The 12,867-nt window shown below is 62.3% G+C and carries 12 protein-coding genes, 2 pseudogenes and 1 riboswitch; of the genes and pseudogenes, 11 read left to right on the top strand and 3 right to left on the bottom strand.

The features are described from left to right. Nucleotides 1-105: 105 nt before the first annotated feature. Nucleotides 106-636, top strand: coding sequence for a GAF domain-containing protein (locus AC07VF_RS23190; protein WP_346630456.1), 531 nt, complete (start codon nt 106-108; stop codon nt 634-636). 120 nt (nt 637-756) lie between these two features. Here AC07VF_RS23190 and AC07VF_RS23185 read toward each other — a convergent pair whose 3' ends face one another. Continuing rightward, on the bottom strand, nt 757-1,374 hold the full coding sequence (locus AC07VF_RS23185) for a DcrB/PsbP domain-containing protein (protein ID WP_346630457.1): 618 nt from the start codon (nt 1,372-1,374) through the stop codon (nt 757-759). A gap of 117 nt (nt 1,375-1,491) precedes the next feature. Between AC07VF_RS23185 and AC07VF_RS23180 the strand changes: the two are divergent. The 5 genes and pseudogenes from AC07VF_RS23180 to AC07VF_RS23160 form a co-directional block, all read left to right on the top strand. Continuing rightward, nucleotides 1,492-1,671 (top strand): annotated as a pseudogene (locus AC07VF_RS23180) (hypothetical protein); the annotation flags it as partial. A gap of 47 nt (nt 1,672-1,718) precedes the next feature. After that, entirely contained in the window at nt 1,719-3,305 is a 1,587-nt protein-coding gene (locus tag AC07VF_RS23175) for an ABC-F family ATPase (RefSeq protein ID WP_463581783.1), read from the top strand. Nucleotides 3,306-3,626: 321 nt separating this feature from the next. Continuing rightward, on the top strand, nt 3,627-4,853 hold the full coding sequence (locus AC07VF_RS23170) for an MFS transporter (RefSeq protein WP_282373579.1): 1,227 nt from the start codon (nt 3,627-3,629) through the stop codon (nt 4,851-4,853). 268 nt (nt 4,854-5,121) lie between these two features. Further along, nucleotides 5,122-5,871, top strand: coding sequence for an endonuclease/exonuclease/phosphatase family protein (locus tag AC07VF_RS23165; protein ID WP_197984053.1), 750 nt, complete (start codon nt 5,122-5,124; stop codon nt 5,869-5,871). Nucleotides 5,872-6,000: 129 nt separating this feature from the next. Further along, nucleotides 6,001-6,183 carry a con-10 family general stress protein gene (locus AC07VF_RS23160; RefSeq protein WP_282373580.1) on the top strand — a complete coding sequence of 61 codons (183 nt, stop codon included), beginning with the start codon at nt 6,001-6,003 and terminating at the stop codon, nt 6,181-6,183. Nucleotides 6,184-6,302: 119 nt separating this feature from the next. Here AC07VF_RS23160 and AC07VF_RS23155 read toward each other — a convergent pair whose 3' ends face one another. Continuing rightward, the gene (locus tag AC07VF_RS23155) at nt 6,303-6,467 is read right to left on the bottom strand and encodes a hypothetical protein (protein WP_163023126.1); all 165 of its coding nucleotides are present in this window, start codon (nt 6,465-6,467) and stop codon (nt 6,303-6,305) included. 77 nt (nt 6,468-6,544) lie between these two features. After that, entirely contained in the window at nt 6,545-7,102 is a 558-nt protein-coding gene (locus tag AC07VF_RS23150; RefSeq protein ID WP_495009998.1) for an ATP-dependent Clp protease proteolytic subunit, read from the bottom strand. Nucleotides 7,103-7,390: 288 nt separating this feature from the next. Here AC07VF_RS23150 and AC07VF_RS23145 point away from each other — a divergent pair, with 288 nt between their 5' ends. From AC07VF_RS23145 to AC07VF_RS23125, 5 genes and pseudogenes are all read left to right on the top strand, one after another. After that, nucleotides 7,391-8,386, top strand: coding sequence for an aldo/keto reductase (locus AC07VF_RS23145; RefSeq protein ID WP_192173987.1), 996 nt, complete (start codon nt 7,391-7,393; stop codon nt 8,384-8,386). A 60-nt stretch (nt 8,387-8,446) separates the two neighbouring features. Further along, nucleotides 8,447-9,169 (top strand): aspartate/glutamate racemase family protein, encoded by a 723-nt coding sequence (locus AC07VF_RS23140; protein ID WP_192173988.1) that lies wholly within the window; start codon nt 8,447-8,449, stop codon nt 9,167-9,169. A 221-nt stretch (nt 9,170-9,390) separates the two neighbouring features. After that, a riboswitch (cobalamin riboswitch) is annotated at nt 9,391-9,586 on the top strand. A 143-nt stretch (nt 9,587-9,729) separates the two neighbouring features. Continuing rightward, entirely contained in the window at nt 9,730-10,731 is a 1,002-nt protein-coding gene (locus tag AC07VF_RS23135) for an ABC transporter substrate-binding protein (protein ID WP_192173677.1), read from the top strand. 35 nt (nt 10,732-10,766) lie between these two features. Continuing rightward, nucleotides 10,767-11,774, top strand: coding sequence for a FecCD family ABC transporter permease (locus tag AC07VF_RS23130; RefSeq protein ID WP_192173676.1), 1,008 nt, complete (start codon nt 10,767-10,769; stop codon nt 11,772-11,774). Continuing rightward, nucleotides 11,771-12,553, top strand: a pseudogene (locus tag AC07VF_RS23125) (ABC transporter ATP-binding protein); the annotation flags it as partial. The gene AC07VF_RS23130 and the pseudogene AC07VF_RS23125, both read left to right, overlap by 4 nt. Between the last annotated feature and the right edge of the window lie 314 nt (nt 12,554-12,867).

The raw sequence follows: 12,867 nt of genomic DNA, 5'->3' as shown, positions 1-12,867 counted from the left end.
TCGCAGAGAGCCGAGGGGGAGGATACGGGTGCAGCACAAGATGCTAATCTGCGCGACGTACATGCCCCGGCCGGTACGCCACTACACATCGATATGGAGCCGACAATGGCTTTGGATTCCCTGCTCTGCCCGGATTTGCTGACCATTGCCGAGCGTTCGGCGATCGCCGAGGTTGAGGCCACGACGAACATCCTCAGACTCGTGACCCGGCTGACCGGCATGCGTTTTGCGGGCATCGCCAAGTTCACCGATGCCGAGTGGGTCGCCTGCGCGGTCTATGACGAGATTCACATCGGTATCCAGGAAGGCGAAGTCCTGGAGCTGGAATCAACACTGTGTAACGAGCTGATCGAAAACCCGAAGGCGCTGATCATCCCCAGCATCAGCAAAAGCGAGCACTATGCGGGTCGCCCGGTGGTCAAGCGTTACGCCATCGAAAGCTACATCGGCGTACCGATCTCCCTGCCCGACGGCCAACTCTTCGGCGCGCTGTGCCTGCTCGACTCCAAGGCCAGCACCTTCGAGAACCCCGACCTCGTCGAAACCCTTGGGCTGTTCTCCCGACTGATCGGCTGCATCGTGTTCTCCCATTACTCCACGGTGAACAAGGTCAGGACGCAGGTCGAGCACGCTTGATCAGGTGATGCAATTCGGGAGCGGCGTCAGGGCCGCTCACGCTTAGCCACCTTCATCAGGCCACGTCACCTCATCGGTGACGTGGCGTCGTAGTCCCTGAGCGCCAGCGATAGCTTTTACTCACTCGCCGGTAACAGTCTTCACAAGTGCAGAGTGGCCTTTCGGGTTGTCCGCGTTGGTAATCACTGTTACGACTGCGGACTGTGTACCAGAGGCAGCGGCCACGGTAGTCGCGAGCATCGGCTTACCACCCGCACTGAAAGAGGCATCGAGCTGACGCAAGCCCAACCCACTGGCTTTAACGATGCTTTTTTCCCCAAGTTTTTTATAGTTTTGGTAATCGGTACGTTGTTGCAGCGCCGTGCCGGTCAGTAGACCGTTCAAGGCGGTTTCGTCGTTGTCGGAATCGACGGCTGTCGCAAGGGGAACCTGCCCGGTGATCAGCACGCTTTTTTCTGCTTTGTTGAGGTAGTTGGCGCCGGTCATGCCCATGGCAGTCGCTCTAGGGTCGATTGGCGCAGGATCTTTGACAAACCCCGCCGGTACGTTGACTGAAAGCTTGCCCCCTAACATCGAGGCCTGCTGGGCGGTGTAACTGCTCTGCGCCTCTGGCGGTGAGGCGGCCAGAGCGGCCGTGACGCCAACGGTCATTGACACGGCCAGGCTCAATGTGAGATTCAGCGCGCCTTTTTTTAGCGATCGGTTCGTCACGGCAGGCAAATTCCATTTATTCAACATAGTCGATTCCAGAAATGATCACAGGGAGATTCAAGCGACTCTAGCCAGTACAGAGCCCAGCGTAGAGCCACCTTTACGCATTCAGCTGACAGGTCCTTCAGACATTTGTTCCAGAGTCCGCCATACAACTGTCGTCATACTTATGCGACACTACGCGCAATGTCTGGAACGAATCCCTCCTTTATCGCCCAACAGCTCGGACGCCCCGTCCAGATGCTGCTCTCGACATATGCGCGCTGGCTCAGCTCCAGCGGTGATTGGGGGGAAATGGAAAACTCAGAAATGCCCCAGGATTGACCCAAGGTCACATCCAGCAACCCGCAACCCATTGATAGGTAAGGTAATTGATTTCCACAGCTAACATCACCATGCAGTTTGGCGCCAAGCCGCTGTTCGAGAACGTTTCGGTCAAATTCGGCGGTGGCAATCGCTATGGCCTCATCGGCGCCAATGGCTGTGGCAAGTCCACCTTCATGAAGATCCTCGGCGGCGATCTGGAGCCGTCTGGCGGCCAGGTGATGCTTGAGCCGAACGTGCGTCTGGGTAAATTGCGCCAGGACCAGTTCGCCTACGAAGACTTCACCGTCATCGACACCGTGATCATGGGTCACGAAGAGCTGTGGAAGGTCAAGGCCGAGCGCGATCGCATCTACTCCCTGCCGGAAATGACCGAAGAAGACGGCATGGCTGTCGCCGAGCTGGAAACCGAATTCGCTGAAATGGACGGCTACACCGCCGAATCCCGTGCCGGTGAGCTGTTGCTCGGTCTGGGCATTGGCATCGAGCAGCACAACGGGCCGATGAGCGAAGTGTCGCCGGGCTGGAAGCTGCGCGTATTGCTGGCTCAGGCATTGTTCTCCGATCCTGAAGTGCTGTTGCTCGACGAACCGACCAACCACCTGGACATCAACACCATTCGCTGGCTGGAAAACATCCTGACCCAGCGTTCCAGCCTGATGATCATCATTTCTCACGACCGTCACTTCCTCAACAGCGTGTGCACCCACATGGCTGACCTGGATTACGGCGAGCTGCGTCTGTTCCCGGGCAACTACGACGAGTACATGACCGTGGCGACCCAGTCCCGCGAGCAGTTGCTGTCGGACAACGCCAAGAAGAAAGCCCAGATCTCCGAGTTGCAGTCGTTCGTCAGCCGCTTCTCGGCCAACGCCTCGAAAGCCAAGCAGGCCACGTCCCGCGCCAAGGCGATCGACAAGATCCAGCTGGCCGAGGTCAAGCCGTCGAGCCGCGTCAGCCCGTTCATCCGCTTCGATCAGAACAAGAAGCTGCACCGTCAGGCGGTCATCATTGACCAAATGGCCAAAGGCTTCGACGGCAAGACGCTGTTCAAGAACTTCAGCTTCCAGGTTGAAGCCGGCGAGCGCGTTGCGATCATCGGCCCGAACGGTATCGGTAAAACCACTCTGCTGCGCACCCTGGTCAATGAGCTGACCCCGGATGCCGGCACGATCAAGTGGACCGATGCGGCGGAGCTGGGTTACTACGCCCAGGACCACGCCCACGACTTCGAAGACGATGTCACCCTGTTCGACTGGATGGGGCAATGGACCCAAGGTGAGCAAGTCATTCGTGGCACCCTGGGCCGGATGCTGTTCTCCAACGACGAGATCCTCAAGTCGGTCAAGGTCATTTCCGGTGGTGAGCAAGGCCGCATGCTGTTCGGCAAGCTGATCCTGCAGAAGCCGAACGTGCTGATCATGGACGAACCGACCAACCACCTGGACATGGAGTCGATCGAGGCGCTGAACCTGGCGCTGGAGAACTACCCGGGCACGCTGATCTTCGTCAGCCACGACCGCGAGTTCGTCTCGTCCCTGGCCACCCGCATCATCGAGTTGAGCCCAAGTGGCGTGACCGACTTCAGCGGCACCTACGACGATTACCTGCGCAGCCAGGGCGTCGCGTTCTGATCAGGGTCATGCACTGACAGAGCCATGCTGAAAACAAGAAGCCCCGTCCATCGTGACGGGGCTTTTTTGTGACAGTGGGACCGGCTTCAGCCGGGAAGACGCCAGGCCAGGCGCCCCCGATCCTGCGGTGTGACATCCGACGCTTTCCCGGCTAAAGCCGGTCCTACGAAGGCAAATGCAAACACTCGCAGGACCGGCTTTAGCCGGGAAAGGGCGAGTCCGGGTGTCCTCTGATTCTGGAGAAAAACCGTTAGCCAGCTTTCATTTCCTGACACCACGGGCGATGATGCGGCACTCCCACCGCTCCAGCGAAGAGTCCCCATGTCTGCCGCCCTGCCGCCCGATGCGCCTGCCCATTCCCCCACCCATGACGCCAGTTCGATGGCGATCACGCTGCAAATCGTCTCCATCGTCGTCTACACCTTCATCGCCTTCCTGTGCATCGGCCTGCCCATCGCGGTGATGCCCGGCTACGTGCACAACCAGTTGGGCTTCAGCGCGGTGGTCGCGGGGCTGGTGATCGGCGCCCAGTACCTGGCGACGCTGTTGAGTCGTCCGGTGGCGGGACGCATCTGCGACACCATCGGCACCAAGCGCGCCATCGTTTACGGGCTGTCGGGCATCGCGTTGAGCGGCGTGCTGACGTTGGCAGCAATCCTTCTGGAGCGTTTCGCCGGAGTCAGTCTGACCATCCTGATCATCGCTCGCCTGTTCCTCGGTGCGTCCCAGGGCTTGATCGGCGTCGGCACCATCAGCTGGTGCATCGGCCAGGTCGGTTCGGAGCACACCGCCCGCTCGATCTCGTGGAACGGCATCGCGTCCTACGGCGCCATTGCGATCGGCGCGCCGCTGGGGGTGGTGATGGTCGGCGCGCTGGGCTTTGCCAGCCTGGGCGTGGTGCTGTTCGTGCTGGCCGCCGGGGCACTGTTGTTGATCCGCAACAAGCCGGCGATCCCGGTGGTGCGCGGCGAGCGCCTGCCGTTCTTCTCGGTGTTCGGCCGGGTGGCGCCGTTCGGCCTGAGCCTGACCTTGTCCTCCATCGGCTACGGCACGCTGACCACGTTCATCACCCTGTTTTACCTGGCCCGTGGCTGGGAAGGCGCGGCCTGGTGCCTGACGGTGTTCGGCGTTTGTTTCATCCTGGCGCGGTTGCTGTTCATCAACGCGATCAACCGCTTCGGCGGCTTCCGCTCGGCGATCGTCTGCATCTCGGTGGAAACCCTGGGGCTGTTGCTGTTGTGGCTGGCACCCGATACCACTTTCGCCCTGATCGGCGCGGGGCTGACCGGTTTTGGTTTGTCGCTGGTGTACCCGGCACTGGGCGTGGAAGCCATCAAGCAGGTGCCCAACAGCAGTCGCGGCGCGGGGCTCAGCGCCTATGCGGTGTTCTTCGACCTGGCCCTGGCCATTGCCGGGCCGCTGATGGGCGCGGTGGCGCTGGGCATGGGCTACGGCTGGATTTTCTTCTTCGCGGCGCTGTTGTCGGTGGCGGCGTTGACGCTGGCGGTGGTGCTGTCGCGCAGGGCGCCGGTCGACACGCGGGTGTAGCGAGCGCAGCGTCTCAAAGCTTCCCGGCTGAAGCCGGTCCTACAGAGAGCCCGCGTTGGTTCAGTAGGACCGGCGTCAGCCGGGAAGAGGCCGGCGACTCTGCAACAGCGCTCACTCGCTGTTGAAATCCCCCGGCCACAGCCCGTCCCACCTAAAAGCTGAACTGCCGCCTCGCGTCCCGGTCCGAATAGCACATCCCCCGAACAGGAGTGAGGGCGTGACCCCCGATCCCGCTGGCTCGAACGCTACCCCTCCGGACCCGGCCACGTTGCGCGAAGTCCACAAACTGCGCGTGCTGACCGTGAACACCCACAAGGGCTTCACCGCCCTGAACCGGCGTTTCATCCTGCCGGAGTTGCGTGAAGCCGTGCGCAGCACCGGTGCCGACCTGGTTTTTCTCCAGGAAGTCCTCGGCGGCCATGACCGCCACGCCGCCAAGTACGAAGACTGGCCCGACACGCCGCACTACGAATTTCTCGCCGACAGTATGTGGACGGACTTCGCCTACGGCCGCAACGCGGTCTACCCCGATGGCCACCACGGCAACGCGCTGCTGTCCAAATACCCGATCCTGCACTACCGCAATCTGGACATCTCGATCACCGGGCCGGAGCGCCGCGGCTTGCTGCACTGCGTGCTGCAAGTGCCAGGGCATGCCGAGGTCCATGCGATTTGCGTGCACCTCAGCCTGCTGGAAAGCCATCGCCAGTTGCAGCTGAACTTGCTCTGCGACCTGCTTGACTCCCTGCCCGAGGATGCCCCGGTGGTAATCGCCGGCGACTTCAACGACTGGCAGCTTCAGGGCAACAAGCGTCTGCAGCGTTGCGGCTACCTGCATGAGGCCTTCGAGCGCAGTCAGGGGCGGCTGGCGAAGACCTACCCGGCGCGCTTCCCGATGCTGCGTCTGGACCGCATCTACCTGCGCAACGCCACCAGCCACCAGCCGAAAATCCTCGGCACGCGGCCGTGGACCCATCTGTCCGATCACCTGCCGCTGACCGTCGAAGTGCACATGTAACAGCGGGTATCACTCGTCACCGCCGTTGGTCTGCCAGTCAAGCGACGGGTTAAACCATTGCGTGAACGCCCCCTCACAGTTAAGGCGAGGCACCTGTCTCGCCTTCTCAATAACAAGAGGTCTGCGATCATGGCTAACACCGGAAAGTCGAACCCTGGCAATTTTGCGAACGATAAAGAGAAAGCGTCCGAAGCCGGCAAGAAAGGCGGACAGGCTTCAGGCAGCGGCAATGCCGGAAGCGATATGAAGAAAGAATCGGGTGCAGGCGCGAGCGGCACCGGCAAGAAAGGCGGCTCAGGCGGCAAGTCGTAACGACGTGCGGCTGAGTGAAGCGAGCGAGGGCCAAGGCTCTCGCTCTTTTGTTTGAGCATCAGTCAAAAAAGCAATGTACGCCTCATAGCAAGCACACGTGTAAGCGGCATCCTCCCCCCTCATTTATCCGGATCGATCAGCGGCACCGTCGCGTCCCGATCAAACTGCGAACCCGGGTCTTCGTTGCCCGGATCCAAGTCGGCGTCAAATCCTGTCTCTTCGTCACCCGGCTGGGGAGCGGGGCGCGGCGGAACGGGTGCAGCGTCAGGTGTATGGGATTGCATGGCAGTCACCTCTCGTTTCAATGTGGCCAATAATAGAGTCAGAGGGCTCGACAACGACCGGGTTCAATGGATCGAGCTTAGCTGGCGCTGACGGTCCAGTGCACGGCGTCTTCGGCAAACTGCAATTGCTCGACACGATGGGCAATGCCGCACGCCAGGGAGTCTTCAGCGCGGATCACCTTCTCCTCCGCTGACAGGCAGCGCCCTATGTCCAGCGGGTGCACCGCGCTCACGGTTTCGCTCTGATAGATGTTCACGTAGCGCTGCAGGTCGTTGTCCAGGCTGCGCAGGTATTCGCGCATGCGTGAGTGGTCTACCGAGCTCTGATTGAAGTACCAGCTCATGGGATGGATCAGAAAACGCGAGTGGGGGCAGACGATCCGCTCTTGAGCCGCCAGGTAGATGACGATGCCCATGGATTCGATGTTGCCGCTGTTCAACGCGCGGATCGGCACTTTCAGGGATTTCAGGAAGTTGTACAGGGTGAATCCCAGTGCCGTGCTGCCGCCGGCGGTCGACAGATTCAGCAGCAATCCGGTCGCGCCCTTGCTGAGGGCTTCGAGGCAGCGATCGCGAAAATGCTCGGTGCTGGCCTGATCGACCCCGCAATGGAAATGAATGATGTGCTCGCTCATCGGCGGCCTCGCTGGTCATGGATGGCGTACTCACGGGCCTCTTCCCGGCTGAAGCCGGTCCCGCAGAGGAATCGCAGGAGCTGGTCCCAGTGAGGTACCGCAAATAGCGAGATTTGCATGGACTGAGGATAGCCGCTCACCGAGCATGTGAAAGTCCACCGCCGCGGATTACGAAGAACCCCTGCGGCAATCAACAGTCAGTAAAGAAGCTTCGCCGGTTTCATCGTGCTCGATCCGGGCCATGAACCGCGCGACATCCAACACGCCCCACCGCACAGGACATCTTCCATGAGTCTGCACGACAAGATCATCGGCCGCCTCGGCTTCGGCTCCGCACCGCTGGGCAACATGTTCCGCACCATCGACGAGGAGGAAGCAGCGGCCACCGTTCAATCCGCCTGGGACCAGGGCATTCGCTATTTCGACACGGCGCCCATCTACGGCGCCGGCTTATCCGAGCAGCGCCTGGGCAAGGCCCTCGCCGGCGTCCCACGCGACCAATACACCCTGAGCACCAAAGTCGGCCGGCTGATTTCCGACGAGATCGATACCGAGACCCGCAGCGGCCCGTTCGCCGAAGGCCTGAAAAACAAGATCGTCACCGATTATTCCGCCGACGCCACGCTGCGTTCCATTGAAGCGAGCCTGGAGCGGTTGAACACTGATCGTCTGGATATCGTGTTTGTCCACGACGTCGCGCAGGACGCCCACGGCGATGCCTGGATCGAGCATTTCAATATCGCCCGCACTGGCGCTTTCCGCGCCCTCACCCGCCTGCGCGAAGAAGGCGTGATCAAGGCCTGGGGCCTGGGCGTCAACCGCGTCGAGCCGTGCGAACTGACGCTGGATCTGGAAGAAGCCCAGCCCGATGGTTTCCTGCTCGCCGGCCGTTATTCGCTGCTCGATCACGACCAACCGCTGCAACGGCTGTTCGACAAGGCCCGTCAGCACAACGCCGAATTCGTCGTCGGCGGGCCTTACAGCTCCGGCGTGTTGGTGGGCGGCAAGCATTTCGAGTACCAGGAAGCGTCGCCAGCGATGCTCGACAAGGTGGCGCACATTCAGGAGATCGCCCGTCAGTACCAGGTCGACATCAAATCGGCAGCGCTGCAATTCGTCCTTGCCAACCCCCTGGTGGCGGCGGTGATTCCGGGTGCCAGCCGCCCTTCGCGGATCATCGAGGACGTCACCGCGCTTAACGCACAGGTGCCTGACGGTTTCTGGCAGGCCATGCGCGATCAGGGCTTCATCGCCCTGCAGGCGCCCGTGCCGATGAAAGACTGATATCGTGGGCAACGACGCCGGGCCAGACGCCCGGCCTTGTTTTCTGCGCGAGATCTGTCCATGCGAATTCTGATCGTCAACGTCAACACCACCGAATCCATGACCGAGACCATTGCCGAGCAGGCCCGCAGCGTGGCCTCGCCTGGCACCGAGATCATCGGCCTGACCCCGCGCTTCGGCGCCGAGTCGGTGGAAGGCAATTTCGAAAGCTACCTGGCGGCCATCGCGGTGATGGACCGGGTGATGTCCTACGAAGGGCCTTATGACGCGGTGATTCAAGCCGGCTACGGCGAGCATGGCCGCGAGGGTTTGCAGGAATTGCTCGATGTGCCGGTGGTGGACATCACCGAAGCGGCGGCCAGCCTGGCGATGTTGTTGGGGCACAAATACGCCGTTGTGACGACACTGGACCGCACCGTGCCGCTGATCGAAGACCGCCTGAAGCTGGCCGGGGTGTACGAGCGCTGCGCATCGGTGCGGGCCAGCGGCATGAGCGTGCTGGAGCTGGAGGCATCGCCGGAGCGTGCGGTCGAGGCCATTGTCGAGCAGGCCATCGAAGCGGTGAATCGGGACAAGGCCGAGGTGATTTGCCTGGGCTGCGGCGGCATGGCCGGCCTGGATCAACTCATCCGTGACCGCGCCGGCGTGCCCGTGGTGGATGGCGTGACCGCTGCGGTGGCACTGGCGGAATCACTGGTGCGTCTGGGGTTGAAGACCTCGAAAGTGCGGACCTATGCGACGCCACGGCCGAAGAAGATCGTGGGTTGGCCGTTTAAGCTCTAAGCCGGTGGTGTTGAGCTCACGCCGATGGCGCTGCAAACACATACCTTGTGGGAGCGAGCTCGCTCGCGAAGACTGCATTCCAGCCGCAGAAGATTTAGCGGATGTGCTGGCCTCTTCGTGAGCAAGCCCACTCCCACAGGTGTTGCGTCCGTCCAGTTACTGCGAGGTGTCAATACATCTCCGGCACACTGTCGCTGCATTCGCCTCTCCCCACCGAATCGTTTAGTATCCCCGCCGCCGGTTTCCGCTCGGAATTAATAGGGAATCCCCAGGCGCGTGCTGCGCGCTGAAAGGGAACTGTCCCCGCAACTGTAGGCGCTGAGCCCTGCTTCCTGTTTGCCACTGGGTCACCCCGGGAAGGCCGAAGCACGGCGATGAAGCGCCAGTCAGGAGACCTGCCGGCCAGCATATTCATTCACCGGCGGGGTGTCCGGGGAAGGACTCCCGTTCGCGTGCCGTGCGCGCACCATGAGCTCGCCCTTTTTTCCGGGGCGTCTGTCGGGATGGACTTTCCAGCGCCTGCTTCGCCAAGCATTCAGGCTATCTGGAGATCGCTGTTCATGCCGCTGCGCCGCCTCGCCGCCCTGCTTGTCACCCTGACCTTGCCCACTGCCGCCCTCGCAGCGTCGACGATTTACCCCTTGACCGTGGACAACTGCGGCCAAGCGCTGACCTTCACCCACGTCCCGCAGAAAACCGTGACCATTGGCCAGGCCGCCACCGAGATGCTGTATGCGCTCGGCCTGGGCCCGAACGTCGTGGGTACGTCGCTGTGGTTCAATCCCGTTCTACCGCAGTACCAAACCCTCAACGACGGCATCGAGCGTCTGGCCGACAACGCGCCGAGTTTTGAATCGGTGATCGGCAAACGCCCGGATTTCGTCCCGGTGCAGTTTGAGTGGATGGTCGGGCCACAGGGCGCCGTTGGCACCCGCGAGCAGTTCCGCGACCTGGGCATCCCCACCTACATCCTGCCGTCCGATTGCGAGGGCAAGAACAACCGGGTCGGCGCCGACGGCACGCGCCTCGAAGCCTTCCGCATCGACACGCTGTACAAAAGCCTGCGGCAGCTGGCGCAGATTTTCGACGTGCAGGACCGTGGCGAGCAGTTGATCGCGGATTACCAGGCGCGAATGGCTCGGGCTGTGGCGCAGGCGAACGCCCATGCCAACCCGCCCGTCTCGGCGGTCTTCTGGTTTTCCAGCCCGGACATCAACGTCGATCCGTACGTGGCCGGACGCAAGGGCATTCCCAACTTCATGCTCGACACCCTCGGCATGCGTAACGTCATCGACTCTGACGAGGAATGGCCGACCGTGGGCTGGGAAACCATCGCCAAGGCCAACCCGACCGTGCTGGTCATCGCGCGCATGGACCGCCGCCGCTTCCCGGCGGACGATCACGAGAAGAAGCTGGCCTTCCTCCGCTCGGACCCGGTCACACGGAATATGGATGCGGTGAAAAACAATCGCATCGTGATCATGGACGCCAGCGCCATGGAGTCCAGCGTCAGGCTGTTCGACGGCATCGAGCAACTGGCCCAGGCCATTCACCCCCAATGACCTCGCTCCGTACTCCTCGCTCAAGCATCGTCCGAATGTTCGGCCACGGCGCCTGGGCGACCGCGTTGCTGGCGTTGGCGGTGCTGGCGGGCGTGGCGATCGGCGAGACGTCGATCAGCCTGCCGGTGATCGTTCAGGTGCTGGCGAACAAGCTGTGGGCCACAGGCTATCCCCTCGACCCCATCGATGAGGGCATCGTCTGGAATTACCGCCTGACCCGGGCCATCGTGGCCGCCACCTGCGGCGCAGGGCTCGCCGTGTCGGGCGTGGTCTTGCAATCGCTGCTGCGCAACCCGCTGGCCGATCCCTACTTGCTGGGCATTTCCGCCGGGGCTTCGACCGGCGCGGTGCTGGTGGCGATCATCGGCATCGGTGCCGGGACGATCTCCCTGTCCACCGGCGCGTTTGCCGGGGCGATTGCTGCCTTCGCGCTGGTCGCCCTGCTCGCCCGCTCCTCTCGGGGCCAGACCGCTGCCGGCCAGATCATCCTGGCGGGCATTGCCGGGTCCCAGCTCTTCAATGCCCTGACCTCCTTCCTGATCACCAAGTCGGCCAATGCCGAGCAGGCCCGCGGGATCATGTTCTGGTTGCTGGGCAATCTCAGCGGCGTGCGCTGGTCGTCGGTGGCGCTGTCGGTGCCGGTCGTGGTGCTCGGCTTGCTGGTGTGCCTGTGGCATCGGCGCGCGCTGGATGCGTTCACCTTTGGCAGCGATTCAGCGGCGTCCCTGGGCATTCCGGTACGCCGGGTGCAGGCCGTGCTGATTCTCACCGCCGCGCTGATGACGGCGGTGATGGTGTCGATCGTCGGCTCCATCGGCTTCGTCGGGCTGGTGATTCCCCACGCGGTGCGCCTGATGGCCGGGGTGCGTCATGCCCGGTTGTTGCCCTTGAGCGCCCTGATTGGCGCGCTGTTCATGATTGCCGCCGATGTGCTGTCGCGCACCTTGATCAAGGGTCAGGTGTTGCCGATCGGGGTCATCACGGCGCTGGTGGGCGCGCCGGTTTTTGCCATGATTCTGGTCCGCGGGAATCGTCCTCGATGAACGCCCGTCAGGAGGTGCCCGGCACCATGCTGGAAGGGAGTGACCTGAGTTATTCGGTCAAGGGCGCGTCGCTGCTCAGTGGGGTGAGCCTGGCGATTCGGCCGGGGGAGAACCTGGGGATTGTCGGGCCCAATGGCTCGGGGAAGTCGACGCTGCTGAAGTTGCTGGCGGGGATTCAGTCGCCGTCTCAGGGCGATGTTCGCCTGGGCGGGCAGCGATTGTCGTCGCTGAGTCGGCGGGACATTGCGCGGCAGGTGGCGGTGGTGGAGCAGCACGCGCAGACGGGTGATTCGATCAGTCTGTTGCAGGCGGTTGAGTTGGGCCGTACGCCGTGGCTGTCGGCGCTGGCGCCGTGGGGCGCGGACGATGACCGGATTGTGGCGCAGGCGCTGGCGGATGTGAGTTTGCAGCACTTGGGGCATCGGGCGTGGCATACGTTGTCGGGTGGGGAGCAGCAGCGGGGGCATATTGCGCGGGCTTTGGCGCAGCGCCCGCAGGTGTTGTTGCTGGATGAGCCGACGAATCATCTGGATATTCAGCAGCAGTTGTCGATTTTGCGGTTGGTGCAGGATTTGCCGGTGACGACGGTGGTGGCGTTGCATGATTTGAATCAGGCGCTGGGGTGTGATCGTCTGGCGGTGATGGACGGCGGGCGGTTGGTGGCGTTGGGTTCGCCCTTTGATGTGTTGTCGCCGGAGCTATTGGGTGAGGTTTTTGGGGTGCGGGGGCATTGGTTGGTTGATCCGTTTGACGGGGCTAAGGTGTTGAGGCTGAGGGCGCCAGGATCAAGAGCGTCTGCCTGGGGGCAGAATGTTTCGCCTTCGGCGAGTTGCTTGGAAAAGCACCCCAAGTAACCAAGGGTGCCTGCTCCTGGTTGGGCCCTTCCTTCGTCAGGGTTCCTTCACTCCGGTCTCGCTCCGTGGGCCCGCGCCGAACGGGCATCCATGCCCTGACGGCGCTCTCGCCGCATCCATGCGGCTCGGCCCACTGCGCGAGACCTGCGTTCAGCCTGCACCCAAGTCGCGTTTGGCGGTGTTTGAGCCTTTTGGGTATGAAGATCAAGAGCAGATCAAAGGCTTCCCGGCTGAAGCCG

It is taken from the genome of Pseudomonas sp. GW821-FHT02H06, assembly GCF_059421525.1.
The sequence above is the reverse complement of the archived record's forward strand: the minus strand, read 5'-3'. Positions and strand labels throughout refer to the sequence as shown.

Excerpts from the sequence above, each read along its gene's own strand:
- AC07VF_RS23150 (WP_495009998.1), bottom strand. The coding sequence starts at position 7,102 with ATGAGCGAGCACATCATTCATTTCCATTGCGGGGTCGATCAGGCCAGC.
- AC07VF_RS23140 (WP_192173988.1), top strand. The coding sequence starts at position 8,447 with ATGCGAATTCTGATCGTCAACGTCAACACCACCGAATCCATGACCGAG.
- AC07VF_RS23160 (WP_282373580.1), top strand. The coding sequence starts at position 6,001 with ATGGCTAACACCGGAAAGTCGAACCCTGGCAATTTTGCGAACGATAAA.
- AC07VF_RS23190 (WP_346630456.1), top strand. The coding sequence starts at position 106 with ATGGCTTTGGATTCCCTGCTCTGCCCGGATTTGCTGACCATTGCCGAG.
- AC07VF_RS23185 (WP_346630457.1), bottom strand. The coding sequence starts at position 1,374 with ATGTTGAATAAATGGAATTTGCCTGCCGTGACGAACCGATCGCTAAAA.
- AC07VF_RS23135 (WP_192173677.1), top strand. The coding sequence starts at position 9,730 with ATGCCGCTGCGCCGCCTCGCCGCCCTGCTTGTCACCCTGACCTTGCCC.
- AC07VF_RS23170 (WP_282373579.1), top strand. The coding sequence starts at position 3,627 with ATGTCTGCCGCCCTGCCGCCCGATGCGCCTGCCCATTCCCCCACCCAT.
- AC07VF_RS23155 (WP_163023126.1), bottom strand. The coding sequence starts at position 6,467 with ATGCAATCCCATACACCTGACGCTGCACCCGTTCCGCCGCGCCCCGCT.
- AC07VF_RS23145 (WP_192173987.1), top strand. The coding sequence starts at position 7,391 with ATGAGTCTGCACGACAAGATCATCGGCCGCCTCGGCTTCGGCTCCGCA.
- AC07VF_RS23130 (WP_192173676.1), top strand. The coding sequence starts at position 10,767 with ATGTTCGGCCACGGCGCCTGGGCGACCGCGTTGCTGGCGTTGGCGGTG.